Raw genomic sequence first — 25,669 nt, 5'->3', positions numbered from 1 at the left:
AACAATATTTTCTGCATGACCTGCTTTGGATTCTAACCGATTTTAGATTTTAGATTTTAGATTTTAGATTTTAGATGGGAAAACTTCAAGGGTGCCGGCTGCCGGTGGGAATGTCAATTGGCTATCTTTAAAGTATAAACCGACGCCCAAGCCATCATTCCGACTGTGACGGACAAGCAAGCAAACCGGCCCATCCTCTCCATCCCGCGCTCACCGGCTGCGACAGTGCTTGACATTGTAGCAGCTGCCGGCACGGTGCTGAGCGTCGCCCTCCCAGTCCAATCCTGGAAAGCGCTTCCGCCGGTGATTCCGGTTCATTTTGGCCTGTCGGGAATGCCGGATGGCTGGGGTGCCAAGGCCATACTCTGGCTGTTCCCCGCCTTGAGCGCTGCTATTTATATGGGGCTGACGGTACTGAGCCGGTTCCCCCACACGTTTAATTATCCGGTGCCAATCACCTCGGAGAATGCGGCGCGACAGTACCGGCTGGCTGGTGAATTGCAAGAGCTGGCTGAAGGCGGAACTGATCGGCCTGTTTGCGTGGGTGGCGTGGGGGACGGTCCAGGTGGCTTTGGGCAAGGCGGAGGGACTGGGTGTGGGGTTTGTGCCGTTTCAATCCCGTTTCCAAAGATTCGCTGGCCAAAAATCCTCTCCTCCTGCCCCCTGGTGAAATCATTGTCGCATTCATATGGGCTTCTTTGCACAACCGGGATGCTCCCATCTTTGCCACGACCGGCTTCTATTTCTGGCAAGCGTATCGGGCGCGTTAGTGGCCCAGCTTGCGGGGCATAGGCCGGCAAGAGTGGCGCTGTAGGGGCAGGAAAGCGTGCCGGTCCCTGTGCCTAGTGAATTTCCGCAGCCGGTGAATCGTACAATTAGACTGACAGATGCCGTTGATTCAGGAGAAAAGCGCTATGCCATTTGCAGTCGGCATGGTTGAAGTAAAAGGTCTTCCGCCGGCGCTGGCGGTGGCTGACGCGATGGTCAAAGCCGCCCGCGTGACGCTGGTTGGGATGGAAAAGGTTAGCAGCGCCCGCTACACAGTGATTGTCCGGGGGGATGTCTCTGAGGTGCAAACCTCAGTGGCGGCTGGGGTTGAGTCAGTAAAAAGAGTGAACACTCAGGAGCAGCTTTTGCTCTCCTACCACCTGATTCCTCGCCCCCACGAGAATCTCGAGTGTGTTCTGCCCATCCACTACACGGAGTCAGTGGCACAGTTCCGCTTCTGAGGGGGGCTACCAGCAGCAGCCCTTGAGAGCGTTCCGCTTAGCCATTGTATGCTATACTTTGCTTAAGGCAGCCGGCACTAGCCCGAGAACCAAAGGCGGACGGTTGCCTTAAAATAGGGAGCCATCTTAACCTAAAAACCAAAGGTGGGTGGACTTTCCTGAGTTTCCTGAGTTTAGATACCCGTTTCTTTAACTTTATAAAGTGGTAAATGGGATCTAGATTGCTTTCATGTATAGTGATCGTGGGATTTGACTGCGGGCATTGGCTGATACGCCTTGGTTGAGAGCTAAAGTAGGGGCGGGTTTACCAGCATCTCAACTTCCCAGAGACATTTTTGATAAACCCACCCCTACAGTATTTGTTAGCGACTGTTAAAGGTTGTTAGCAAAAAAGTATCGGCTCCCTGATTGCAGTGGCTCCTCTCTAGCACAGAAGTGCCACTTGACGGGGACGCCTGAAAAGTGGGGCAGTCAAAAAAACTGGGGCTGACGCCTCCCGCCTGTCGGCGGTATGGTATTTTATCCGTTAATATAGCGAGGTGCTGAGAAACCCGGTTTCTTAAAGAAACCGGGTTTCTTAGACTCACACCGGCTGCTTGACTCGCTCCACCTCCTGCTCTTTCTCAGGGAGTGCTGGCAAGGCGCAGTAACCCCGCATGACATCTCGCGTCACAGCCAGCTGAGAGGCCAGGGAAATTCCCTGCTCGTCCAGCAACCCCAAAGCTTCATAAGGATTGTCTCGATCGACCACCGGCAGCTGGTGCAAGCCTCGCGCTGCCATGCGGTCTAGGGCCTCAGCCACCGGCTCGTCCTGGTATGCAAACAAGATGTCAGTAGTGCAGAGGTCAGCAATCTTCTGGTGGGCTAAATAACTCTCCAGAGAATCCGATTTAACTCGTGAGAGGACGCGATTAACGTCTCGCAACGTAATAATCCCAATCAGCCTTTTTGCCTCATTAATCACCAAACCGCTGTGGCAGTTATTATTCGTCAAAGCCAGACCGGCCTCAATCACCGTCATGGTTGCAGGCAGGAGCAAAGCGGGCTGCATCAATTCCGCAACCGTAATTTTCTGCAACAGCTCCCGATTGTAATCTTGCTCGATATTCAGCCCCATCTGCTGGAATTTCGCGCTGTCAGTCTGGGCTGGCTTCAAGCGCTCCACCAGCCAGACGCTCAGCCCCACTGCAGCCATTAAGGGCAGGACAATCCGGTAGTCTCGCGTCAGCTCAAAGAGCAATAATATAGATGTCAGGGGAGCGCGGGCGCTCGCCGCCAGCACGGCGGCCATGCCCACCATCGCGTAAGCCGGCGGTGCCGCAATATTCTGGCTAATTGCTGGCAGAACAGCCGGCAGGATTTTTCCGTAAGCTGAGCCTAAAGACGCCCCCAGATACATGGATGGGGCAAACGTGCCACCGACTAATCCGCTGCCGAGGCTAATCGCTGTCATCACCAGCTTTAGTCCCAGGAGGGTTAGCAGCAGCTGCTGGGAAAACTCCACATCTTGCAGCATGGCTTCTATGGTTTCGTAGCCAATGCCCATGATTTGCGGCCACTTGAGGGCCACCACGCCGACGCAGGCTCCGCCAATTACGGGATGGATGAACTTCGGAACCCGGCGGAACCAGCTCAACCCTGGCAGATCCCCTTGAAAGCAGCGCCGAGCGAACTTAATCGACTGGGTTTGGGCGAGGGAGACGATGCTGGCCAACAAGCCCAAGCCCACATACAGGGGCAGTTCCAGCGGTGAGCGGACAGCATAGTCCGGCAGGGTGAAAGCCGGCTGCGAACCCAGCCCAATCTGAGCGATTAAAGCCGACACCACCGCCGCCAGCAGCACGACGCTGACGGCTGAGGTGACAAAGGTTGTGCCCAGCACGACTTCCACGGCAAAGAACACGCCGGCAATCGGGGCGTTGAACCCAGCGGCTAAACCGGCTGCGGCACCGGCACCCAGGAGCAAGCGCTGCCGCTCTTGGGAGACGTGGATCGCCTGCCCCACGAGCATGCCGAAGTTGGCTCCAATTTCTACGCTCGGCCCCTCTGGCCCTAAGGACGCGCCGGTTCCCAGGGAAACGGAAGCAGCCACCATTTTTGTGACCGGTCTGAGGGCGAGGGGCACGGTGCGCGATGCTTGCTCGACAGCTGCAATCATTGAGGAAATGCCTGGGCCAAAGTCTGGCGAGCGCCAGCGCATCAGGGCGATGATGATTCCGCCGAGGGTGGGAGCTAAGGCCAGTGTCCAAGGGCCCCAAGGAAAAATCACTCCCATCAAATCCTGCATCGTCAGGCTGTGGATCAGGTGGATCAGGTAGTGAAAGGTGACGACTCCCATGCCGGTGCTGCCGCCAATCAGCACTGCCAAAATCATGACAATGGTTTCCGGCGTCGGCTGCAGGCGGTTGAGGATGCGAGTCAGGGGCGGTGAGGGGGAAGCGAAGGGTGGCTGTTCAGGCAGCAGCCCATTGGGAGAGGGGAGGGCGCTCATTAACGGAAAGTATATATAAATATGAGAGAAAGCTTAAGTTTTGTGTCTGCCTTTTTTATTCTGATTGATCTCTCGGAGCCGCGCAAGTGAGCCGGCTCGCGCGCAGGAGCGCCACGGGGAACCGGGGCGGAAAGTGCGACAATTTACGGTTGATAAGTTTGTGTATTTTAGCCGTGGGACGGCGGCAAGTCGTTGCTGTATCTTTAAGAAACTTTGCGCTCAACTCACAATAGAGCCAGTGTTCACTCGGATTTTATGTTCCAAAATCAGCACTGGCAGAGTGCCGTCACCGGCAAGAAGGGGTGGCTGGCGAGCCGGCGGCACACCGGCACGCAAGAGGGCCAATTGTTGCGGCGGCGCACCCGCCGCCACCGTCACACTACCTGCCGGTGAGCCCGCGCCAGGTCAGCCGCGTTGCGCCGGCGAGCCAGCGCAACTGAGCCCGCGCCAGATCGACACACTTGTCTCACCCCCAACCCAAACGGCAAATACTCCAACGGCGAAAATTGCCCGCACAAAAACCGCTCCGACTCTTGAGCGAGCCGGCTAAGAGAGATCCGGATCAGCCGGTGCAATAAACACACGGAACCCGCACCGTTACAAGAGCAAACTGGCCGCCCGCAATCCCCATCCAGCCATCTGGTGACGCGAGGAAAGGCAATCAGATCCCCGGGGGCAAACCGAGCGCGAAACCTGACAGAGAGCGGAAGTTGCGGCAGTGGGAAAATGGCCATCACAGTCTGGGTCATCCCCCAGTCCAGGGCTGGCAGCAGCTTGTCGCGCACCGGCGTCAGCGGGCAACTCCAGTATAACTCCCCAGATGCCGTCTGTTAAGTGCAATGCCTGCGGTAGTGCCGGTGCTCCGCATCAAGGGTTGTGCAAGCGCAGCCCATATCAATGCGACAATGATTTCAGCAGGGGGTAGGAGGAGAAGATTTGTGGCCAGCAGCAATCCCGGAAACGGGATTGAAACGTGCCGGCCTTTGGACCCAACTGCCATCACCCCATTCCCCACTCCCCGCCCCCTCCCAGGAAAATTTCCGATTGAGAGCGATAGCGCCCTCTAATCGGAAGCAAAAGCAAGATTAATTAGCTTTTTAAATTCTGAAGTCCCAAAACCCATAAAATATTTGTTAAATCGCTCCCAGCATTACTGTCATTTAGGGTATTCAGCATGACCACACCGACCCAAGCGGCCACCCAAGCTTCCCCGGCATTTTGTGAGGGGATTCAATATTTCGGCGAAGCCCTTCCCGGGTTCGAGACTTACGGCCAAGCCCCCGCGATCGCAGAAGGCCGCGCTGCGATCGCAGACCCCGCAGCTCCTGCCGCTGCCTTCCAGACTCTCCTGGCTGCCGACGCCCTGCGCTACCTCACCCTGCAAATCACCGGCAGCAAAGCCTCCGGACACCCGGGCGGATTTGCCAGCTCTGCGGAAGCTCACGCCGCCCTCGTCATGCTGGGCTACAAGAACATTCTTACGGAAGTGGGCCACCACGCCCCCGGCTTTTACAGCGCCATGTTCCTCGACCGCTCCCTGGAGGACATGGGGATTTTCACCGTGCAGCAGTTGCGCGATCGCTTCCGGGAAAAGCACGGCCTTTTGGGACACCTCTCCGGATACATCCCCGGCATTCTAGCCCCCGCCGGCCCCCTGGGACAGGGGCAGCACTTCGCAATGGCCGCAGCCCTCCTCCACCGCGACAAACTCTTCCCCTTCACTATCGGCGACGGCGGTATGGGCGAGCCCTATGTGATGAGCAGCATGGCGCACTTCCACACCGCCTATGCGGGCGTGACCAATTTCCTGCCGGTGCTGGTTTGGAACGGCTACAGCCAAGAACACCACAGCATGGTTTCCACTAAATCCAGCGAAGAAATGATCGCTTACTGGAAAGGCAACGGCTTTGAAGAAGTTATCTTGGTCGATGCTAAGGAGTTTGACGATAAAAACCAGCCGGGCGATTATGTGGACAGCACTGCTTTCTCCCTGGAAAAACGGCTGGAATTTACCAAAACTGTGCTCGTTGCTGCTGACAAAGCGGCTAAATCCGCTCTGAGCGGCACGCGGACGGCGTTTATCATCAAGCAGCTGAAAGGTGCCGGCGTGCACGCGCGGGGGGCGAAATCTCACAACCTCTATCCCAAGGACACGCTCGATGCGCCGCACATTGCAGAAGCTTTGAAAGGGCGCGCTCTCGCGCCGGAAGGTTGGCAGTTGGTGCGCACGAATTTTGAGCGTGCCGGGGGTGGGCCGGCTGCCAAAACCGCTGTGACGGAATTTGTGCTGCCGCTGCCAGAATTGGGTGAGTTGCCTCTGGAAGAATATGCGATTGGCGGCGATCCGAAGGTTGCTACTACGTCAATGGGGCGTTTGGTGGCTAAGGTTGGCCAGAGCGACCGCAGCTTCCTCGTCACTAATGCTGACGGCAATGAAGCTTCGGGAATTGCTAATATTAACCAAGCCCTGAAGATTATCCACCCTACGGCGGATGAGCTTTACAATCAAACCCCCAACGGGCAAGTTTACGAACCGCTGAGTGAGGACGCTTGCGCCGGCTTGGCTGTGGGTTTGGCTTTGATGGGCGCTCGCAGTCTCTGGTGCTCTTATGAATCTTTTGCCATTAACGGGCTGCCGATTTGGCAGACGGTGACGCAAGCGATGGCAGAATTGCGCCGCCCGACTCCTTCTACGGTGACGCTGTTTACTGCCGGTGCGCTGGAGCAAGGGCGCAATGGGTGGACTCACCAGCGTCCGGAAATTGAGGCTTATTTTGCGGCGATGATGCGCAATGGCAATGTGTTCCCGCTGTTCCCTCCCGATGCCAACAGCATCCAAGTTTGCTACGAGTGGGCGCTGGCGACAAAGAATAAGGGGGTTGTGATTACTGCCAGCAAGTCGCCGCTGCCGGTGCGCACGACTTTTGAGCAAACTCGCCAAGCTTTGCGCGACGGTGCGGTGCTGCTGCAAGAGGTGGCGGGCGACAAAAAAGTTGTGTTTGCAGTTGTTGGCGACATGACGCTGATGCCGGTGTTTGAAGCAGCGGCATTTTTGGAAACTGAGGGGATTGGCGTGCGGATTGTTTCCGTTGTCAGCCCCCGCCGGCTTTACCGCCCGCACGATGTTGCGTGGGATACTTGTTCGGAAGCGGATGGCGGATTTTTGGATGATGCTGGGTTTGCCCAGCTGTTTGATGGCGACGCGCTGATTGCGGTCACCGGCGGCGCTTCTGCGATGCTGGAACCCGTGCTGCTGCGCGCGAATTGCAAGCGGGACACTTTCGCGTGGAAGCGCGGAGAAACCACTGCCAGTGCCGGTGAGTTGATGGCGTTTAATGGGCTGACTGCTGAGGCGCTGACGAAGCGTGCGATTGAGTTGCTGCATTAAGCTATAATGGAGTTGAGAAACCCGGTTTCTTTAAGAAACCGGGTTTCTGGCACCTCAATCTAGGAGCGCTAAGGGTATGACGGCACCAGTTTCCCAACAAATAATTGCAGTCAAAGAACAGCGGTTTGTCTTGCCAGGGCGTCACAGCTGGAAGCAATTCAAGGAGATTCAAGCTGTGATTGGAAATGTGCCTGGTGTGCGGATATCTTATCTGGATGGGCGGGTGGAGCTTATGACGATTGGAGAGCCACACGAAAACCTGAAAAAAAACATAGCTATTTTGCTGGAGCTTTACTTTTTTGAGAGGGAAATAGAATTCATCCCTGTAGGCAGTGCGACTCGTGAGGATGAAAGCAGGGAAGTATCCTTTGAGCCTGATGAGTCCTATTATATAGGGGACAAAAAAGATCGTCCTGACTTGGCCGTTGAGGTAGTCATTACCAGTGGCGGCATCAATAAGCTGGAAAAGTACAAGCGTTTGAAGATCGCTGAGGTCTGGTTTTGGGAAGATAACCGGCTCTCTCTCTACCGGCTTCGCGGGGAGGAGTATGAGCAACTTTCTCGCAGCGAGTTTTTGCCGGAGTTGGATTTGGATTTGCTGGCGCGCTGTGTTATAATGCCTTCCCGACTTGAATCGAGGAGAGAGTTTCTTAATGGAATGCACCGGCAGGTTTAAAACCCCACCCCCCACCCCAACCCTCACCCCCAACTCTCTGCGGAGGGGTGAGGGGAAAGAAGGACTGGGTGTGCCGGCGCGGCGGCTCGCCGTGTGGTGCCGGTGGGGGCGCTGACAAAACGCGCTCCGCGAAGTGCTTGCATTAAAGTCTGGATGCGCTATAATAGCCTTACCGTAAATTTCCTGGACGGGCTATAAAGAGAAAATCTCTTCACTCTACCTGTAGAGCTAGAACTGTTTCAGCAGAAAAGAAAATCGGTGAATTTGTTATGAAATTTAAAGTGATTTTTACATTTGACCCCGAATACGAAGGCTATGTTGCGGAGGTCCCCGAGCTTCCTGGCTGTCTGAGCCAAGGCAAGACGCTAGATGAGGCGGTAGAAAATATCAAAGATGCCATCAGGGGGTATCTTGATGTGCGAGCCAAGCATGGCAAGCCGTATGTCCCCCAGGAATCTCAATCCTTTATCGGGGAAGTTGTAGTATAAATGGGACGGTTATCAAATATTTCCGGCATGGAGGCTGTCAAGATGTTTGAAATGTTTGGCTATGTACTGGATCGTCAAACAGGCAGCCACATGATTCTTTGGCATGACTCAAAACCAATCCTGTCAATTCCCAATCATCGAGAACTAGCACCAGGGTTGCTGAGGAGTTTGATTCGACAGGCGGGAATTACGGTAGATGAATTTCTGGAAAATAGATAACGGCCATCCGCTGATGGGCCCTGCCGGTGGCGCGTCTGGAATGTTGCCACCGGCTGTGTTGCGAAGTGCGGTCAAGTGGTACAATCTCGCGCTTGTTGCGGGGGCGGGTTCTGGAGCCGGCAGATCGCCGCCGGGTGCCGGTGGGGGCGCTGACAAAACTTGTTCCGCGAAGTGCTTGCATTAAAATCTGGATGTGGTATATTGATATTGCCAAGATGTTTAATGTACCTGGGCCATATCGAACGCGCAACCAAAACGACAATGACAAAAGAACAATTTGTACCAAAAATAATCCAGAAGCTGGCCCCCATGATAGGAGCTACAGTCCTGTGGGAACCTGAATACGGTTTTGGCGGACAGATTACTTTTAAGAATGGCAAGAAAAGTTTTTTCTGGCATCACATTTTAAATATTAATTATCAGGGATCAGTAGAAATATCAACCGATAAAGGTTTTGCCAGTTCTTTTCTCAAGACATTGGGATATAATGTCCCTGAGGGGAAAACTTTTTTCAGCGATGAAGTCAATGAAAGACTGCCGGCCAACTCCAAGAGGAATATAGATGACGGATTCAAGTTTGCTAAAACCCTTGGCTTTCCTGTAATTGTAAAGCCCAACAGCCTCACGCAAGGAATGCTCGTCACAAAGGTTCACAGCCAAATTGAATACTATCAAACCGCTGAAAAAATTTTTTTAAAGGATTCAGTTCTAATCGTTGAGAGATTTTATTCAGGCAGAGACTACAGGATTGTGGTACTGGATGATGAAGTAATGGCAGCATATGAGAGGATTCCCTTATTTGTGTTGGGGGACGGAACCTCAAGCATTTTGGAACTTGCCCTAAAAAGAAAGGAGACATTTGCAACAAACAGCAGAAAGGCTAGGGTAGATATTGAGGATTATAGAATTCAAAACAATTTGCAAAAACAGAATCTGAATTGGGAGAGTGTCCTCCCGGAAGGCGCTAAGCTGTCTCTTTTGGATAATGCAAATCTAACAACGGGGGGGGAAGCTGTAGATGTCACAGAGGAGATCCATCCAGACTTTTACAAGTTGGCAGTCAGTATTACAAAAGATATGGGGCTGAGATTGTGCGGGGTGGATATTATCACCGGCAATATAGCAGATCCGCTGAAAGATTATGTCGTCCTGGAAATCAATGGGACTCCTGGTTTGCGCCACTATGCCTCTCTCGGTGATATTCAAGCCAAAAGAGTAGAAAACCTCTATCTAAAAATCCTCAAAGCGATGGAGTCCGCGTAGGGCGGTAATATCTTGCCTTATTGATTAGATTCAGCCGGCTGCATTGGAAATTGCGGCTGGCGGGACAAACCGATCCCGATTTTGGATTTTGGATGCCCGGATTTTGGATGAAAAGGTACTGAGAAACCCGGGGGATTAAAGAAACCGGGTTTCTGGGCCGCAGTTCATCCAACTGAGAACCGCTATATTTGAATTGTGACAGCGCAGAAAGCCGGTTTCTGGCCCCCACAGGTTTCACAAATCATTGAGGACCGCTCTATAATAGAATCGGGATGGCATTCACCTGTGCTGCGCAGTGGGCGGCACACCGGCACCCCCCGCAAGCCGGCGGTTGCTGGGCAGCCGGCATTGGCGCTGGGGACACCGCCCCAGACGATCGCCGGCGGTGGCTCGCTATACTTAGAGAAAGTCGGGGGGAGCATCTCATTTTTGCAAATATCTTCACCCTCACCCCCCTAACCCCCCTCTCCCATCAAGGGAGAGGGGGAAAAACTAAAAATTTTCCCCTCGCCCCGGGTGGGCTGGGTATGGGGTGTGCCAGCAATAGGGCGAGCCATCACCACTAGCGTGCGGCACAGCTGACGCACCTTATAATATTAGAGTAGAGACAGGCACACCGAGCCGGAACACCGGCACCCAGAGACGAAACAGGGAGCGTCAAGATTAGCGTAGGAGAGGGACACCCATCTGTGAGACCTGACTTGCAAGGATTGCAAATCACTAAAGGAGAACTGAGACGACTCACCGGCGTGGGGGTTGGAAATGTCTTGATTCCCCCAACCCCCCCCACGTTTTTGTCGGAAATTGCCCAAAGCCTCTTAATCATTTTTTTAATGGCTGTCAGCGGAATTCTCTTAAATTACCTCTTCCCCGAGAGCCGGCCCCTCTTGATAGCCACTTATGTGTTAGCGTCTCTGGCCTTAATTGGCGAGGATGTGAAAAAAATAAATTTCAGCCTAAGAAACAAAATTCTTGTCAATTTATTTGAGGATGTGGAGCGGTATAATGATGTCATTCAAGCCATAGACATCAACGACCAGCTAGAAGCCGCCGGCAATCCAGAAGTCAGTTTAACAGACAGGGAAAAGGTGATTGCCGCCCTGGAACTGACGCGAGAGGATTTAGTGCGGGCTTTGAGAACTGAGAGAATTCTCCGGGCGCACAGATCCTTCATCGCTCGCAACCCCGAACTATTTGCCAATAACCTGACGGCTCTGACCGCCTTGCAAGTCAGCGACAGGGCGAGCGAGCATGGCAAACTGCTGAATGAAGCGCTGCAGATTGCGGTCAGCGCCCAAGCGGAAATGAGAAAGTTACAAGACCAGCGTTTGAGCTAGAGATCGCCGTAATAAATCGGGTTTCTTTGGGCTATAATCCAACGAAACCCGGTTTCTGGTATTAGATAGCGGTTCTCAATTGGATGAACGATGGCCCAGAAACCCGGTTTCTTTAAGAAACCGGGTTTCTACCTTCCCCTCGGCAAGCCGGCTCCCGCCTGGGAACGAGGGGACACGCCATCGAGCCAGTGAGTGCGGGCAATTTCTCGATCGAGCCAAGCAAATGGGCACCGGCATTCAAGCAGAGGAGATGAGAAAATTGCAATCGTCGCGCTCACTTGAAACATGACCAGCAAACCCAAAATCATTGTCCTCGATGACGATCCCACCGGCTCCCAGACTGTCCACAGCTGCTTGCTGCTCACCCGCTGGGATGCGGACACCCTGCGCCTGGGGTTGCGCGACGAGTCGCCAATTTTCTTTGTCCTCACCAATACGCGAGCCCTCACCCCAGATCGCGCCGCCGCAGTCACGCGAGAAGTCTGCCACAACCTGAAAGAGGCGATTGCGGCTGAAGGGGTCCGGGATTTCCTCGTCGTCAGCCGTTCCGACTCCACCCTGCGGGGGCATTACCCCGTGGAAACCGACGCGATCGCCTCTGAACTTGGCCCGTTTGACGCCCATTTCCTCGTGCCGGCATTTTTCGAGGGGGGGCGCTTCACCCGCGACAGCGTGCACTACCTGATGGTGAGCGGCGCACCGGTGCCGGTGCACGAAACCGAGTTCGCCCGCGATTCCGTCTTTGGCTACCGGCACAGCTACCTCCCCGACTATGTGGGAGAAAAAACCTCTGGGCGAATCCCCGCCAGCGCGGTTGAGCGATTTTTGCTCTCCGACATCCGGACCGGCACCTCCGAACGCCTGGCTTCTCTCACCGGCAACCAGTGCTGCGTCGTCGATGGCGAAACCCAGGCAGACCTTGACAAATTTGCCGCCGATGTGTTACAATCTGCAAGCCTTGGCAAACGCTTCCTTTTCCGCAGCGCCGCCAGCATCCTGACCTCCCTCGCCAATCTCGGACCGCAGCCGGTGGCGGCTGAGGATATGGCCCAATATGTGCGGGAGGGCAAACCCGGTGCGGCGATCGTCGGCTCCCACGTCAAGAAGTCCACGGAACAGCTGGAACACCTGCTGCGAGAGCCGGGTGTGGTGGGGATTGAGGTGGATGTGGCCCATTTGCTCGACGAGTCGGAGCAAGCGCGATCCGAGATCCTCGCCACAACTCTGGACAGGGTTGATCAAGCTCACGCCGCCGGCTTTACGCCGGTGGTTTATACGAGCCGGCAGGAACTCACTTTTGACAGTGTGGGAGTGCGCCTGCAGTTCGGTTTGGCGGTTTCCGCCCTGCTGATGGATATCGTGCGCTCAATGCCGGCGGATATTGGATTTTTAATCAGCAAGGGGGGAATTACTTCCAATGATGTTTTGAGTGCGGGCTTGGCGCTGAGGGCGGCGCGGCTCCTGGGCCAAATTTTAGCCGGCTGCTCAGTGGTGCGCGCGCCAGAAGATCACCCGCAATTTCCTAACTTGCCGGTGGTGCTTTTCCCCGGAAATGTGGGCGATGCCGGTGCGCTGGCTACTATTTACCGCCGGTTGAGCAAACATCTTTAGAAGCAAAGGGTGCGCCGCCAGGACTTATGATAGCGGTTCTCATATTAGCGAGGTATTGATAAACCCGGTTTCTTAAAGAAACCGGGTTTCAAAGGCCGCAGTTTATGCAACTGAGAACCGCTATAAAAGGAATTCCAAGGCGCACCCGGCAAAGTATAGTAGGGTGCGTTCCGCATGACTGAGATGCCCTTTACTTTGTCGCCGGTGTGGGGAACGCACCCCACCCAGGAACTGCTGCGGTTTCAGCAAAAAGCAGGTTATTCTAAAATGCAAGTTTTTCCGACCGGTGTGTCCAGCTCTCGGATTATGAAACTAAAAACTCTAACTATCTTTGCCCTAGCAGCCATTCTTAGCTTAGCTGCTTCAACGCCGGCTCAAAACGCCAGCCCTATTCAACAATTGCAGACTGCGAAAAGGTGTATAAGATGTCAGTTAGTGGGGGCTAACCTGGCGGGGGCGGACTTGACAGACGCCCAGCTGCTGGAAGCTAACTTATTTGGTGCTAACCTCAGCGGTGCTAACCTGAGTAATGCCAACTTAATTGGTGCCGACTTAACGAGTGCTAACCTGAGCGGTGCTGTCTTGAGGGGTGCCGATTTGAAAAATGCCAACCTGAAAATTGCTAACCTCACCGGTGCCAATTTAACTGATGTCAACCTGAAGGGTGCCAACCTGAGTCATGCCAAGCTATCCGGCGCTATGCTCAGGTCTGACGGGATGACAGATGTTAACATGGAGGGGGCCGACCTGTCAAAAGCTGATTTGAGCAGCAATAGCCTGTTTCGCGTCAACTTGAAAAATGCTAACCTGACGGATGCTAATTTGAGCAGCGCTTTTTTCAGGGACACCAACGTGGAGGGTGCCTATTTTTGTGGCGCAATCATGCCCGATAACAGAAGCCGGGGGCCATGCCGGTAATGTGTGAGCGCAGAAACTCGGTTTCTCCAAGAAACCGGGTTTCTGGCCCGCTCTCCCCCGCACAGCGCTGCCGGTGAAGTTGCCGGTGGTGCGGAACGCACCCTACAAATAAACTTCGGTTTTTTTAGTGTAACACATGGCGGCACCCTGCTCGTAGTAGGCGGCTTCATTGATAAACACCGGCCAGACGGTTTCGGACTCTTCATAATAAATCGTCTCGCCCTCAAAGGTGAGAAACAGGGGGTCGCCTTTTTTCAGTTCCTGATAGTCTCTGCCCTGAAGCTGCGGGTGAACCATGCCCTCTAGTTCCCCATTTTTGTTTCGCGGATAGTCCACAACTTTTAAATGCCGGTAAAGGGTGAGGGGGGAATTGGCTGGGGTCAGTTGACCCAGGTTATATTTTTCTAGATAATCCAGGATAGCGTAAACCAGCGCTTCTGTTTTTTGAAACAAGCCGGCATGAAGCGTTCCCTGCGGGATGGGGCCAACTTCGAGGGTAAAACCCCGTTCTGAGATGGATTCCAAATAGTAGGAATCTTCGCTTTGGTTGAGGTTATAGTATAATATTTTAATGGCGGGTTCTATGGAACTGAGAGAAGCTGCCAGTTGCAGGTAAAAGGAGTGAGGGCCAGGAAGGATGGCAGTCAGGCCCATGTTGGCCGTCGTGCTGTGCAAGTCCAGGATAAAATCAAATTTTGCCAATTTTGGTTGGCCTTTGGGGCCGAGGAGTTGATTGAGTTCTTTGGCTCTTTTGTCTTCCCAGGCAGAGAGGGTGGGGTTTTGCAGGTCAGTGAGGGTAAAGCAGCGGTTTAAGTCCCGGTCAATATATCTGCGCCCTGCCTGAAAGGCTGGAGGGTTGGCGAGCAGTGCCAGGGTTTGAAAAGAGGTTTTTTTTAGGAGTTCTGGGTGCTTTTCCCATTTTTTTATCAGGTAGGCACCGGTAAATTCGTTTCCGTGAGTCCCGCCGACAATCGCCACACGACCGATATGCATAAGCGCTCCTTGCAAGTGAGAACGGCTCCCGATAGTCTCTTGTATAGCACAGGCAGGATGCCTGTGCGCTGGGGAGATGGCCACCGGCTCTCAGACCTGCCGCCGGCATCCTCTATTGCCCGAACCGCTAGGATGAGATGATAAGATGGCTGAATTCTCGATAAGATTGATACTTAGTCTTTCTCGATGCGCTCCCCACTCCCTGGGGAACCCAGTTGAAGGGAAACCTGAATGAGTTCTGATTCCTCTGTTCCTTTCGTGTTAAGCGATCCCGAAACCCCTCCCGAAAGCAATCGCAACCCACAAGTGCGGTTCAAAACTGAGGGGGGGCGGCTGCTGTTAATATTGCCTCCAGAAGCGGAGAGCACCGGCTCGAATGGGCCACAGGCAAGCAATTGGCCTGATATGTGGCAGCAGATGCAGCTGAGGCTCAATGCCAGCGAGCGCTTCTGGCAGCCGCACACAGAAGTGTGCCTGGTGGCGCAAGACCGGCTGCTGGACGCCCGCCAGCTGCAAGCCCTGGCGGACGCCCTCAGCGAAGCCGGACTGCTGCTGGCGCGAGTCCACACCACCCGCCGCCAGACGGCTGTCGCCGCCGCCGCTGCGGGCTACTCGGTGGAGCAGTTCTCCTCGCCGGCGTCGCTGGTGCCGGCACGGATTGCGCAGGCTGCGCCAATGGCAGACGCCCTCTATCTGGAAACGACCATCCGCTCTGGGGTGGACGTCCGCCATCCCGGCACTGTGGTCCTGATGGGAGACGTGAATCCAGGGGGATCGATCGTGGCGGACGGAGATATCCTGATTTGGGGGCGTCTGCGGGGCTTGGCTCATGCCGGTGCCGGCGGGAAGACGGATTGCGTGATTATGGCGCTGCAGATGGAGCCCACCCAGCTTCGGATTGGCGATTTTTTGGCCCGGGCACCAGAGCCGCCACCGGGGCTGCAGCATCCAGAAGTGGCTTATGTGAGCGGGCAGGGAATTCGCATCACTAGGGCGGCTGATTTTTCTAGAAGCCAGCTGCTGTCAAAAATCAACTGAGGGGCGAGCCAAAGTGATTTGCTATCGCTGTCTGTGGTAAATTGAGGAGTCCGGCACAATGGATTCAACTGCCTCTATCCTGGAAAAACCAGTTTGATGAGTTGGTTGGATTTTGCTGCGCTCTGTGGGTCTAGTTAAGGCAAAGTCTCTGTTCACCAGCAGTCTGTTCGTGAGTTGTACGGTTTCATGAGTCGCATTATTGTCATCACGTCGGGTAAGGGAGGGGTGGGCAAAACCACCTGCACAGCGAATTTGGGAATGGCTCTGGCTAAAATGGGCCGCCAGGTTGCTGTGGTGGATGCGGATTTCGGTCTGAGAAATCTGGACTTGCTCCTGGGTTTGGAAAACCGGATTGTTTACACGGCAGTGGAGGTGATCGCCGGCGAGTGCCGGCTGGATCAAGCTTTGGTGAAAGATAAGCGCCAGCCCCGACTGGTGCTGCTGCCGGCGGCTCAAAACCGGATGAAAGATGCCGTCAGCCCGGAGCAAATGAAGCAGCTGATTGACGAGCTGGCCCAGAAGTACGATTATATTTTGATTGACAGTCCGGCTGGGATTGAGCAGGGCTTTCAAAATGCGATTGTGGCCGCCAAGGAAGCGCTGATTGTCACTACCCCGGAAATTGCTGCAGTCCGCGACGCCGACCGGGTGGTGGGCTTGCTGGAAGCTCAGGGGATCAAGCGGATTAACCTGGTTGTCAACCGCCTGAGACCGGGGATGGTGCAAGCGAATGACATGATGTCGGTGCAGGACGTGCAGGAAATTCTGGCCATTCCGCTGATTGGGATTATCCCCGATGATGAGAAGGTGATCGTTTCTACGAACCGGGGGGAACCCTTAGTATTGACAGAAACGGTCTCGCTCGCCGGCACGGCGCTTGACCACATCGCCAAACGCCTGGAAGGTGAGAAGGTGGAATTTCTTGACCTGTCCAACACTAATGAGGGCTTTTTCGCCTGGATTCGCAAGCTGTTCTCCTCGAAGATTGTCTAATGGCTCCTCCCCCGTCTACCCCCGCAAAACCCATGATTAGCGAACTTCTAGAACGACTTTTTTTTCGAGCCGGTGCAAACAACAGTCGTCAGGAAGTCAAACGCCGTCTCAAACTGGTTATCGCCCACGATCGGGCTGACCTCTCCCCCGAGATGATTGAGTCGATGCAGAAAGAAATCCTGGCAGTAGTGTCGAGGTATGTTGAACTGGAGATGGATGGATTGGAGTTTTCTCTGGAAAGCAGCCAGCGGGCGACGGCGCTGATTGCTAATTTTCCCATCCGCAGAGTGAAAGCCAATCAGCCAGAAGAGTAACCGCAGCTCGGGGATGCCGGTCTGCTGTCGCAGCAGTCCTCGACCTGCTGGTGTCCTTGGGCGGGAGTGCCGGCTATTTATACTGCATTATTGGAAGTTTGTCAAGATTGGGTGGCAATTTTTGTTGCCGGTATGCGGGGCGTCTTCAGCTACTCTCCCGCAGCCCGCAAGATATAGCAGCAGTCATATTGGTTAGAACAATAGAAGCTTCGGGAGCTCTGGAGCAAGGGAGGCCGGAATGTAGGTTTCCTAAATGCTTACTGCGATATAGACGTAGGTACGGCGTCCGCCGAGCCTGAAGGTCTAATGTTCTAACCTAAGTGCATACTGCTATATCAGCGTACAGTTGATTGTTAGCCCGGAAACCAGCCAGCGTAATTAGATCGTCCATCACCGGCTTGATGGCGGCAATCATACCAATTTTGGATTTTCGATTTTGGATAATGGAATTGAAAAATGCGGCAGTAAAGCCTTTTCATTCGCTGGATAAAATACTATCTATTCCTACTTGGTATCAGTTCTCTGGGTTGGGCTGTCAGGAGAACTCCCAACCCCCTGGAATTTCATCACAAGTCACCCCACTCTCGCAGATTATTGAGGTCGGGAAAGAAAATCTTCGACATCGCAGTTGACGCAAATCCCGCGTCTGGAGAGTTCCTGTTGGAACTCGATGAAATGCATGCCGGCGCTCGCGGCGGGCTTTGCCGGTGCTGAGTTTCTTTTGCTGGTAGAGCAGAATGGCAATTTCTCGCTTTAATTCGTCTTCTGACATTCTTGCTGCCTTTAGGATGTCATCGGAAATGACTGCACTCATGGTCTTTCCTCCTGGCATCTGTATTGTAGCACATTCAGCGAGGGGGCGAACGCTTTCGCACCCCATCCCGCACAAGCTTGGCTTTGTGGCCAAGCCTAACTTGAAAAATTACACCGGCAGCCGGATTTTTCAGCGACCGCACCCCGAAATGACTGAAAATACTCGCAATACCAAGTTTATATACATCGGATTTTTTATTCTGGATTAAAAAGCTTTCAGGCCATTTTTCAATTCAAAATCTAAAATCCAAAATCCAAAATAGGTCGAGCTGGCGCTCTTCATTCAACCGGCAAGTGGGGAGGTCTTCTCTCACTCCACCGGCACGCCGGCATCGAGAAGCTTCCCCACCATCTGACACAATTGATCTGCCTGAAAGGGTTTGGTTAAATATTCGGTAGCGCCTGCCATCTTGCCGATTACTCTGTCAAACGCTTTGTTGCGTGCGGTTAGCATAATGATGGGAAGCCGGTTGAACTGGGGCAATTGGCGCAGGGCGCGGCACAGTTCCAATCCGTCAATTTCGGGCATGGAAACATCTAATAATAGCAGGTCAATTGGTTCCTTATAAATTTTTTCTAGTGCCTCTCGTGCGTTGCTAGCCACCAGAACTCGGTAATAGCTGCCCAGGACATGGGCGATTAGTTTTTGGGTGATGGGGCAATCATCTACTGCCAGGATAGTTGGCACACGCTCTAAACTGGAATACATATTTTATCCTACATCTCCTGTTTGAGAACAATACGCGACGCGAAATATTAAAATAGTGGCTGCGAGCTAGTGGCTATGGGTTAGGGACTATTCATGTGGGATGGCATCCCAAGTGACGGATGATCTTTTATTATAACATTTTTTTATCCTTTTTGGGTGCGGGTCGGGATTTTAGGAGTTGGGCGAGCGCTTTTTGTCGCTCTGTCTGAGATGGTAGCTCCCACTACAGCGCATCTCTTACCACAGAATTGCTTTTTTGTCAAGAAGTTTGGGGAATTCTGCTGCCGGTCTCCGATCTTGCTGGTGTTGGTGAGCGTGCCGGCACATCCCCAACCGGCAGTTTACAGCAAGCGCCATCGTATGGCCATCCTGGGTCATGAGTGAAATTCCCCTGTAGCCGGTCGAGAGAATTAGGAAGGCAAACTTTTGATAAATGTTTTTATGTCTTGAATCAAAGGTGTAAAGCGTTTGTGAATGGGGTAAAAGCAAAAAACTTCCGCCTCATTGATATCTCGCCCACCGGCAGCCGTGAGGGCTTGACTTTCGATGCGATCTCGCTCCTCTGCGCCCATCACCTTTTCAATTCTTTTCAGGTAATGGGTATCTAGGACCCCGTTGTTGTGGGTGTAGAGATGCCGGTGGACGAAGTATTCCTGGATCGACTTAAAGGTGGGAATAGTTTTGAGGTCGATTCCCAGTTCTGTTTTGTAGAGGTTGGCGAGGGATTGATTGGAGCCCGGCAACACCCGCTGAAAGACCACTTCCGGACAGTTAAGTCGTTTGAAATGCAATTCAAGCGCTGCCCGTGATGCCAGCCCCTTTTTTTCCATATAGTAGGAGCGGGTGAAAGCTTCAATTTCCGTCCCCAGACGGAGAAAATTGCCGATTCTCATAAAAGTAAGAGAATAATCGGATTCATAAGCTTCCAGCAGGTTGTTCGCGCCCGGATACAATTTCTTGCCCTCTTCAAAAAGAACAAAATTTTTCAGGGCATTTTTCAGCACCGGCAGTAGAATAAGCTCCTGGTGCGCTATACGGTTTACTCCCAGCAATCCAGTCTGCTGAGCTTTATTCAAGTTAGCTCCTGGCACAGCTTTAATAATTACTAATTGGGTCTGTGTGTCTATATTATAGACTGTAGAGACACCTAGGGCGTTCTACAGACAAGGCGTTCCCTCCGACCCTCAGGGACATTGGGACAGGCAAGATGCCTGTCCCTGCGAGCTATATTCGCAGGCGCGGCGTCTCGCCTGCCCTCTGCCCTCAATCTCTGAGGGGAGCGAGAACCCTCTGATATCATGTCCGCTTCCATAGGTTTTGTATACATAGCCTTGTAGGGGCGGGTGAGCGCCAAGATATTTCTGGCTTGCAGGGGCGGGTTTAGCCGAGATCAAACCCGCACAGAGCAGAATATCAATAAACCCGCCCCCCACAATTGCGAATATGAATCAAACCGCCCCACCCCCGGTAGGGGCGGGTAACGCCTTAGATATTTACAGCGCAGCTCAAAGAATTGATATAGCAGCAGTCATATTGGTTAGAACAATAGAAGCTTCGGGAGCAGGGGAGCAAGGGAGGCCGAAATGTAGGTTTCCTAAATGCTTACTGCGATATAGACGTAGGTACGGCGTCCGCCGAGCCTGAAGGTCTAATGTTCTAATCTAAGTGGCTACTGCTATAAACCCGCCCCTACAACAGTGCTGCCGGACATAATATCACCGGCACCCTGCAAATGCCGGCACCTCCCATGCCCGTGCTGGCTCTTGCGGTTCAGTTCGAATGGGAAGGTGCCGGTGGCGCAAAGGAATCGCCGGCAAATCTCTCAAGATATCTCGTCGATAAATAAATTCCAGGGTATCAAAGGTTAAAATCGCCAATCTTATCGCCCCACTAACTCCCTCTCAACCGCTCAACAAACGCCCCGTGTTCAGGTGTGTTCACCCGCTGCTGCAACACCGCCAAAACCCTCTCAAATCTCCCTCTAACAGCGCCGGCACTGACAGCCACAAACCCGGAAAACCCTCACTGCGCACCACCCCCTCCGCATCCGCTTCAAGAGATACATACTCCCCTTCCCTCAAGCTGAACCAATCCGGACGCCGGTCGCACACCGGCCACACTATACACTCCCGCACCCCGTTGGGGCGCTAAGCCCTTAACTTGTCCCCCAAATCTATCGAAGCGCTAGACGCAGCAACTTCCGCAATCAATTCCGGCGCACCTCCCACATCGCCATCCTCGCTGGTGCGCGACTGTCCGCCGGCGCTTTCATCCAATCGCAGCAGCGCATCTAGTTGCGGCTCACTGTCCAGATCCAGACGCACCGCCGTACTGTCAGCCCAATCCACCCCAGGCGTTGCCACCCAGCAGTCTCCCAACCAAAGAATCATCTTAGCGTGCGGTCTGCCATGATTAACAATGCGCACCGGCGACCCCAAACACACCACTCCTTCAATCAATTCAGCTTTCTTAACATCCCGCATCGCCTGATAGCGCCGCTCGAATTCATCGCGCGTCAGCCGGTCGCCACTCTCCAGCGGCGGCAATCTTAACACCGGCACCCCCATTCCCCTTTCCTCCAACTTCCCTACAGAATTCTCCTCTGACATACAACCTTCCCCTCCCACACCGCATCGCTGATTCTGCAATCACCTACCATCCTAACAGCAGCACTCCTCAACTCCCCCTCAACCGTGCCGGTGGCACACAACCCCACCCCTCACCCCCCGCCTTCCTTGGCGTCTTTGGCGTCCTGCACTGCGGGAAGCCGCTTCGCGTCTATGGCGGTTCAAACCCCTCCGTTACAAAAAACGCAACCCAGAAACCTTCCCCCCCCAGCCATGTCATATTAAATAAAACCCGCTCAATCTACCCAACCCTCAATGAAATTAGCCTATCTGCTCCCCACCCTCGCACTACTCACCGGCACCCTCGGAACCGCCGCCCCACCCCCCCGGCAATCCCCCCAGGCACCCGCACGCCTAACCCAAGCCAACCCCACCAACAAACCGGCAACCAAACCAGACCGCGCCACCGGCGGCTTATTTGTCCTCTCCAAAGACGGTAAACAAGAAATATTCCCCCTCAAACACACAGAAGTCAAAGCCAAAATTGCCGGCAACCTCTCGCGAGTTGAAGTCACCCAAAGCTTTGAAAACCCCTTCAAAGACCCCCTAGAAGCCGTCTACGTCTTCCCGCTTCCCGACGAAGCCGCAGTGGACGACATGGAAATAAAAATCGGGAACCGCATCATCAAAGGCGACATCAAAAGACGAGAAGAAGCCCAAAAAATCTACGAACAAGCTCTCCGCGAAGGGCGCACCGCCGGCCTCTTAGAACAGGAGCGCGACAACATCTTCACCCAATCCCTCGCTAACATCAAACCGGGGGAACAAATTGATGTCACCATCCGCTACACCGACAGCTTAAAATTTGAAGGCGGCAACTACGAATTCGTCTTTCCGATGGTCGTTGGCCCTCGCTACATCCCGGGCAACCCCACCGACCGTCCCGGCGGCAACACCGACCGCGTTCCTGACGCCGAACGCATCACCCCGCCGGTGCTGCCTCCCGGCACCCGTTCTGGGCACGACATCGGCGTCACTGTGGAAATTGACGCCGGCGTGCCGGTCACAGACGTGCGATCGCCCTCCCACAAAATCCGCACCGACCGCACCGGCAATCTCGTGCGCGTCGCGATCGCCCAAGAAGACACCATCCCCAACAAAGACCTGATCCTGCGCTATCAAGTCGCCGGCGACACGACACGCGCCACCGTCCTCACGCAAGCCGACAGCCGGGGCGGGCATTTCGCCGTCTACCTCATCCCCGCAGTCGAGTACAAAACCAGCGAAATTGTCCCCAAAGATGTTGTTTTCCTGATGGACACCTCTGGCTCCCAAGCCGGCGACCCACTCGTTAAATCCAAGGAACTGATGCGCAAGTTCATTAACGGGCTGAATCCTAACGATACTTTTACGATTATTGACTTTGCGAATACCGCGCAGCAGCTGTCACCGGCACCCCTGCCCAACACGCCGGCAAACCGCCAGAAAGCAATGGCCTACATCAACAGCCTGGACGCCAAAGGCGGTACGGAATTGCTCAATGGCATGCGGGCGGTGCTGAATTTCCCCCCCGCCAAGGAAGGGCGACTGCGCAGCGCCGTGCTGATCACCGACGGCTACATCGGCAATGAAAACGAGGTGATTGCCGAAGTCCAGCGCGGGCTGAAGCCCGGAAACCGGCTCTACTGTTTCGGTGTGGGCAGTTCGGTGAACCGATTTTTGCTGAACCGGCTTGCGGAAGTGGGGCGGGGCACTGCGCAAATTATACGGCAAAATGAACCCACGCAGGAAGTGACCGAGAGGTTTTTCCGCCAGATTAATAATCCTGTGCTGGCGGACGTGCGAGTCAGCTGGGAGGGTGCCGGTGGCAAGCCTGATATCTATCCGGGGGCTGCCCCGGATTTGTTTGCCAGCCAGCCCCTGGTGCTGTTTGGGCGCAAGCCAGACCGCACCGGCGGGCAGCTGAAAATCACTGGTGTCGCGGCTGGTGGCAAGCGCTATGAAAAGACGCTCAAGGTCGATTTCAGCGGTGCCGGCAACCCTGCGATCGCCGGGCTCTGGGGCCGGTGGCGAATTAAAGATTTGATGAGTCAAATGTTTGGCAATGAAACTAAATCCGGCGTGGACGCTTTGACGGATACTGCTCTCAGCTACCGGCTCCTGTCTCAATACACCGCCTTTGTTGCAGTCAGTGAGGAAGTGCGCGTCAGTCCGGACGGGACGCGCCAGCGAGTGCAGGTGCCGGTGGAGCTGCCGGAAGGCGTCAGCTATGAGGGAATTTTTGGGCCGGCGGCTGACGAGGAGCGCTCCAGTCGCGCAGCCGCACGGATGGCTCCCGCCTCAGCTGTGCGGCCTCTGAGCGCCCCACCGGCAGCCGGTGTCACTTACAGCAGCCCCGCTCCACAGCCGGCACAGCCGGCAGAACCAAAGCCGGCCCTGACCGAGGCCCAAGCTGCCGGTCGGATTGAAATTATCAGTGCCGATGGGTTGGAGGGCAGTGCGGTTGCCGATTTAACCCAGTACCTGCAAAACGTGAATCTCCCTCAGGGAGTCAGCGGCGAAATCGTGCTGGAATTTCCAGTCCGCAATCGGCGAGTCGGGCGAATTGTGCTCGACGACAGAGCCTCGACGCTGCAAGATGCAGCGGTGCTCGATCCCATTAAGCGGGCGCTGAGTCGCTGGGGAGTCCCCAACTCCGTCACCGGCACCATTCGCCTCAAACTGCGCATCCGCCCGTAGCGTCAGGGCTGTGGGGTGCGCTCTCAAGGCACCCCACTTCCCCTTGGGGATTTACAAAAAGGGGTTTCTACCCTCTTGCGCGTTCAACCTACTTCTGATATCCTTTTTATGGAGGAAAATATAATTTGAGATATTTTGAGAATCCTGTGACACTGTTGGCGAATTGATGTGGGCTCTAAATTATGAACCGCCAAAACGCCATAGACGCGCGGCTCCACTTGCCGCAGGGTAGAGCGCCAAGAAAGAAGAAGAGAGCGCATCGTGTTCAGGAGTGTCCTCGCCCTCGGTGCCGCAGAAGCGCTGGCTGTGGATTTTAAAATGAAGCCAGCAGGAGCTATCAAAATTGATATCGGGTCTCGGAGCCTCACGAACCAGACCGGCACCCTCTCGACCCAAATGAGTGTCTGCGATAGGTGCCAGATTGAAGTGAAAGGCGCTAGCGCCATTCAGGCGCAGGGCAATTTGCCGATCGCCATTTAGGACGGTAAGCTGAGCGTACAAAACTAAAAATATAAGATGCAGCCTGTAAACAAAGCTTTCCATAAAGGTTTTACGCTTTGAAAGTGAAAACAATCCGGGTGATTGGCTGTTGTAAAAGGCGCACCGAATTCCTTGAGATCCTCTCGCCCCAAGCGCCCCTCGGCGATCCTCATTGCTCCTGAGATCCGTTACACCGGCACCCAACCCGCTGCGGGCCCACTTCCAGACCGGCCAGCGGTAAAAAATTTGTAACAGAATCGTGCGCGCACACTCACCCTAAGGGCAGGCTGTTGTAAAATCTTTATTAAAGACAGATATTAAATTTTTATTTAAAAAGCGGTAAGAGCTGGGTTGAGAGCGGGCAAAAGGGCTGGAAAGTAGTTTGCGGCTGGATGTGAGCCGGTTCTTTCAGAGATAAATTGCGAGCGGTAGGGGAGTAAACACAAAATGGAAGTGCGGGAGCTGCTGAAGCGTTACGAGTTAGGAGAGAGGAACTTTGCTGGGACAGATCTCAGTGGGGCAGATCTCAGGGGAGCGAATTTGGTGGGGGTTAACCTGACCGGCGCTCTGCTGCGGGGAGCCAATCTCAGCAGAGCGTCTCTCACCAAAGCAGACCTGAGTGGGGCTTGCTTGAATTGGGCCAACCTGAGTTTTGTCAAAATGGGCGACGGGAAACTGATTGAGGCCGATCTCACCAAAGCGGTGCTCAGCGGTGCCTTCATGGTGAAGGCAAAACTGCCCAGGGCAAAACTGAGCGGTGCGACTATCGAGGGGACTAACCTGCGAGGGGCGAACCTGTGGAGTGCCAATCTCTGCGGGGCTAACCTGCAAGCCGTCAACCTGCGGAGCGCTAAACTGACAGGAGCCAACCTCAGCTGGGCGAACCTGTGCGGCGCTAGACTGAGCGGCGCTATGCTCTACGGAGCTACCTTGATGGGTGTGAATCTCGAAGGGGCATTTTTGAATGGAGTTGACCTCAACGGGTGCGATCTCAACGGCATCAACCTCAGCGAAGCCAAACTGAGCAGGGCTAACCTGGAAGGAGCCAACCTGATCGCTGTCAATCTCAGTGGGGCTCAGCTGCGCTGGGCTAGTCTGATTGGGGCGGACTTGACCGGCGCTAAGCTAAGGCGAGCCAGCCTCTACAAGGCTAACTTGAATTGGGCTCGCCTGCACCGGGCCGATTTGAGCGAAGCGGACTTGAGCGAAACAACGCTAATGGGGGCTTCCGTTGAGGGGGCTGAGTTTGCCGGTGCGACGCTGCCGGAATTGACCAGACGGTACTTCTATTTAACCGCAGAGGGGCTGTCCGTTAACAATTAAAAGTTACTCGAACAAGATACGCAAGGGCAAGGGCTTCGACTTTTCACCCCCTCACCCCCCGCCCCCTCACCCCTCACCCC

General features: G+C 54.3%; 30 protein-coding genes and 1 pseudogene. 22 read left to right on the top strand and 9 right to left on the bottom strand.

Going from position 1 to position 25,669, the window contains the following annotated elements:
• Positions 1–165: 165 nt before the first annotated feature.
• Both OSC10802_RS46540 and OSC10802_RS0123410 read left to right on the top strand, forming a co-directional pair.
• Entirely contained in the window at positions 166–792 is a 627-nt protein-coding gene (locus OSC10802_RS46540; protein WP_071593339.1) for a DUF1648 domain-containing protein, read from the top strand.
• A 122-nt stretch (positions 793–914) separates the two neighbouring features.
• Positions 915–1,229, top strand: a complete 315-nt coding sequence (locus tag OSC10802_RS0123410; RefSeq protein WP_026098737.1) for a carbon dioxide-concentrating mechanism protein CcmK — start codon at positions 915–917, stop codon at positions 1,227–1,229.
• 583 nt (positions 1,230–1,812) lie between these two features.
• Here the strand turns inward: OSC10802_RS0123410 and OSC10802_RS0123405 are convergent.
• Positions 1,813–3,720 carry a chloride channel protein gene (locus OSC10802_RS0123405; RefSeq protein ID WP_017719200.1) on the bottom strand — a complete coding sequence of 636 codons (1,908 nt, stop codon included), beginning with the start codon at positions 3,718–3,720 and terminating at the stop codon, positions 1,813–1,815.
• Positions 3,721–3,975: 255 nt separating this feature from the next.
• On the opposite strand from OSC10802_RS0123405, the gene OSC10802_RS50835 reads away from it, so the two are divergent.
• Positions 3,976–4,113, top strand: coding sequence for a hypothetical protein (locus OSC10802_RS50835; RefSeq protein ID WP_155968277.1), 138 nt, complete (start codon positions 3,976–3,978; stop codon positions 4,111–4,113).
• On the opposite strand, the gene OSC10802_RS0123395 is transcribed toward OSC10802_RS50835, so the two are convergent.
• Positions 4,095–4,505, bottom strand: a complete 411-nt coding sequence (locus tag OSC10802_RS0123395) for a hypothetical protein (RefSeq protein ID WP_017719198.1) — start codon at positions 4,503–4,505, stop codon at positions 4,095–4,097. The two genes, OSC10802_RS50835 and OSC10802_RS0123395, sit on opposite strands and share 19 nt — an antisense overlap.
• Positions 4,506–4,658: 153 nt before the next feature.
• Here OSC10802_RS0123395 and OSC10802_RS55805 point away from each other — a divergent pair, with 153 nt between their 5' ends.
• From OSC10802_RS55805 to OSC10802_RS0123360, 10 genes are all read left to right on the top strand, one after another.
• On the top strand, positions 4,659–4,787 hold the full coding sequence (locus OSC10802_RS55805; protein WP_255349165.1) for a hypothetical protein: 129 nt from the start codon (positions 4,659–4,661) through the stop codon (positions 4,785–4,787).
• Positions 4,788–4,894: 107 nt separating this feature from the next.
• A complete protein-coding gene (locus tag OSC10802_RS0123390) occupies positions 4,895–7,108 on the top strand; it encodes a phosphoketolase family protein (RefSeq protein WP_017719197.1) in 2,214 nt (737 codons plus the stop codon).
• 76 nt (positions 7,109–7,184) lie between these two features.
• Positions 7,185–7,784 (top strand): Uma2 family endonuclease, encoded by a 600-nt coding sequence (locus tag OSC10802_RS0123385; RefSeq protein ID WP_017719196.1) that lies wholly within the window; start codon positions 7,185–7,187, stop codon positions 7,782–7,784.
• Positions 7,762–7,899, top strand: coding sequence for a hypothetical protein (locus OSC10802_RS50830; protein WP_155968275.1), 138 nt, complete (start codon positions 7,762–7,764; stop codon positions 7,897–7,899). The genes OSC10802_RS0123385 and OSC10802_RS50830 overlap by 23 nt, the downstream gene beginning before the upstream one ends.
• Positions 7,900–8,053: 154 nt before the next feature.
• Positions 8,054–8,272, top strand: a complete 219-nt coding sequence (locus tag OSC10802_RS41430) for a type II toxin-antitoxin system HicB family antitoxin (protein ID WP_017719195.1) — start codon at positions 8,054–8,056, stop codon at positions 8,270–8,272.
• Positions 8,273–8,491, top strand: a complete 219-nt coding sequence (locus tag OSC10802_RS54750) for a type II toxin-antitoxin system HicA family toxin (RefSeq protein WP_026098735.1) — start codon at positions 8,273–8,275, stop codon at positions 8,489–8,491.
• Complete coding sequence (locus OSC10802_RS50825) at positions 8,469–8,675, top strand: hypothetical protein (protein ID WP_155968273.1); 207 nt, start codon at positions 8,469–8,471, stop codon at positions 8,673–8,675. Before OSC10802_RS54750 ends, OSC10802_RS50825 begins: the two co-directional genes overlap by 23 nt.
• A gap of 77 nt (positions 8,676–8,752) precedes the next feature.
• The gene (locus OSC10802_RS0123370) at positions 8,753–9,754 is read left to right on the top strand and encodes a cyanophycin synthetase (protein ID WP_026098734.1); all 1,002 of its coding nucleotides are present in this window, start codon (positions 8,753–8,755) and stop codon (positions 9,752–9,754) included.
• A gap of 195 nt (positions 9,755–9,949) precedes the next feature.
• On the top strand, positions 9,950–10,213 hold the full coding sequence (locus tag OSC10802_RS50820) for a hypothetical protein (RefSeq protein ID WP_155968271.1): 264 nt from the start codon (positions 9,950–9,952) through the stop codon (positions 10,211–10,213).
• A gap of 230 nt (positions 10,214–10,443) precedes the next feature.
• On the top strand, positions 10,444–11,091 hold the full coding sequence (locus tag OSC10802_RS0123360; protein WP_026098733.1) for a hypothetical protein: 648 nt from the start codon (positions 10,444–10,446) through the stop codon (positions 11,089–11,091).
• Positions 11,092–11,219: 128 nt separating this feature from the next.
• Here the strand turns inward: OSC10802_RS0123360 and OSC10802_RS54745 are convergent, their stop codons facing one another.
• Entirely contained in the window at positions 11,220–11,378 is a 159-nt protein-coding gene (locus OSC10802_RS54745) for a hypothetical protein (RefSeq protein WP_155968269.1), read from the bottom strand.
• Between OSC10802_RS54745 and OSC10802_RS0123355 the strand changes: the two genes are divergently transcribed.
• Positions 11,377–12,702, top strand: a complete 1,326-nt coding sequence (locus tag OSC10802_RS0123355; protein ID WP_017719190.1) for a four-carbon acid sugar kinase family protein — start codon at positions 11,377–11,379, stop codon at positions 12,700–12,702. The two genes, OSC10802_RS54745 and OSC10802_RS0123355, sit on opposite strands and share 2 nt — an antisense overlap.
• Before the next feature lie 174 nt (positions 12,703–12,876).
• Positions 12,877–13,620, top strand: a complete 744-nt coding sequence (locus OSC10802_RS41425) for a pentapeptide repeat-containing protein (RefSeq protein WP_017719189.1) — start codon at positions 12,877–12,879, stop codon at positions 13,618–13,620.
• 102 nt (positions 13,621–13,722) lie between these two features.
• Here OSC10802_RS41425 and OSC10802_RS0123345 read toward each other — a convergent pair whose 3' ends face one another.
• Complete coding sequence (locus tag OSC10802_RS0123345) at positions 13,723–14,613, bottom strand: aspartoacylase (RefSeq protein ID WP_017719188.1); 891 nt, start codon at positions 14,611–14,613, stop codon at positions 13,723–13,725.
• A 231-nt stretch (positions 14,614–14,844) separates the two neighbouring features.
• On the opposite strand from OSC10802_RS0123345, the gene minC reads away from it, so the two are divergent.
• From minC to minE, 3 genes are all read left to right on the top strand, one after another.
• Entirely contained in the window at positions 14,845–15,651 is an 807-nt protein-coding gene (minC, locus tag OSC10802_RS0123340; protein WP_017719187.1) for a septum site-determining protein MinC, read from the top strand.
• Positions 15,652–15,837: 186 nt separating this feature from the next.
• Positions 15,838–16,644 carry a septum site-determining protein MinD gene (minD, locus tag OSC10802_RS0123335; RefSeq protein ID WP_017719186.1) on the top strand — a complete coding sequence of 269 codons (807 nt, stop codon included), beginning with the start codon at positions 15,838–15,840 and terminating at the stop codon, positions 16,642–16,644.
• A gap of 32 nt (positions 16,645–16,676) precedes the next feature.
• Positions 16,677–16,958 (top strand): cell division topological specificity factor MinE, encoded by a 282-nt coding sequence (gene minE / locus OSC10802_RS0123330; RefSeq protein ID WP_017719185.1) that lies wholly within the window; start codon positions 16,677–16,679, stop codon positions 16,956–16,958.
• A 535-nt stretch (positions 16,959–17,493) separates the two neighbouring features.
• Here the strand turns inward: minE and OSC10802_RS46535 are convergent.
• The gene (locus OSC10802_RS46535; RefSeq protein ID WP_232731737.1) at positions 17,494–17,772 is read right to left on the bottom strand and encodes a UPF0175 family protein; all 279 of its coding nucleotides are present in this window, start codon (positions 17,770–17,772) and stop codon (positions 17,494–17,496) included.
• Between OSC10802_RS46535 and OSC10802_RS0123315 the strand changes: the two genes are divergently transcribed.
• Positions 17,771–17,980: a hypothetical protein gene (locus tag OSC10802_RS0123315; RefSeq protein ID WP_026098732.1), complete on the top strand. Its 210-nt coding sequence runs from the start codon at positions 17,771–17,773 to the stop codon at positions 17,978–17,980. The two genes, OSC10802_RS46535 and OSC10802_RS0123315, sit on opposite strands and share 2 nt — an antisense overlap.
• 101 nt (positions 17,981–18,081) lie before the next feature.
• Here the strand turns inward: OSC10802_RS0123315 and OSC10802_RS0123310 are convergent, their stop codons facing one another.
• From OSC10802_RS0123310 to OSC10802_RS41420, 4 genes and pseudogenes are all read right to left on the bottom strand, one after another.
• Entirely contained in the window at positions 18,082–18,480 is a 399-nt protein-coding gene (locus OSC10802_RS0123310; RefSeq protein WP_017719182.1) for a response regulator, read from the bottom strand.
• 237 nt (positions 18,481–18,717) lie between these two features.
• Positions 18,718–18,858 carry a hypothetical protein gene (locus OSC10802_RS53215; protein WP_198525174.1) on the bottom strand — a complete coding sequence of 47 codons (141 nt, stop codon included), beginning with the start codon at positions 18,856–18,858 and terminating at the stop codon, positions 18,718–18,720.
• A gap of 32 nt (positions 18,859–18,890) precedes the next feature.
• Positions 18,891–19,571 carry a hypothetical protein gene (locus tag OSC10802_RS0123305; RefSeq protein ID WP_017719181.1) on the bottom strand — a complete coding sequence of 227 codons (681 nt, stop codon included), beginning with the start codon at positions 19,569–19,571 and terminating at the stop codon, positions 18,891–18,893.
• A gap of 799 nt (positions 19,572–20,370) precedes the next feature.
• Positions 20,371–21,047: pseudogene (locus tag OSC10802_RS41420) on the bottom strand (Uma2 family endonuclease).
• A 315-nt stretch (positions 21,048–21,362) separates the two neighbouring features.
• Here OSC10802_RS41420 and OSC10802_RS0123295 point away from each other — a divergent pair.
• The 3 genes from OSC10802_RS0123295 (at position 21,363) to OSC10802_RS0123285 (ending at position 25,589) form a co-directional block, all read left to right on the top strand.
• Positions 21,363–23,786: a VIT domain-containing protein gene (locus OSC10802_RS0123295; RefSeq protein ID WP_017719179.1), complete on the top strand. Its 2,424-nt coding sequence runs from the start codon at positions 21,363–21,365 to the stop codon at positions 23,784–23,786.
• Positions 23,787–24,047: 261 nt separating this feature from the next.
• On the top strand, positions 24,048–24,266 hold the full coding sequence (locus OSC10802_RS0123290) for a hypothetical protein (RefSeq protein ID WP_017719178.1): 219 nt from the start codon (positions 24,048–24,050) through the stop codon (positions 24,264–24,266).
• Positions 24,267–24,713: 447 nt separating this feature from the next.
• Positions 24,714–25,589, top strand: a complete 876-nt coding sequence (locus OSC10802_RS0123285) for a pentapeptide repeat-containing protein (protein ID WP_017719177.1) — start codon at positions 24,714–24,716, stop codon at positions 25,587–25,589.
• Positions 25,590–25,669: the final 80 nt, after the last annotated feature.

Origin of the sequence: Kamptonema formosum PCC 10802, assembly GCF_000332335.1 — a bacterium.
Taxonomy (GTDB): domain Bacteria; phylum Cyanobacteriota; class Cyanobacteriia; order Cyanobacteriales; family Oscillatoriaceae; genus Oscillatoria.
The sequence above is the reverse complement of the archived record's forward strand: the minus strand, read 5'-3'. Positions and strand labels throughout refer to the sequence as shown.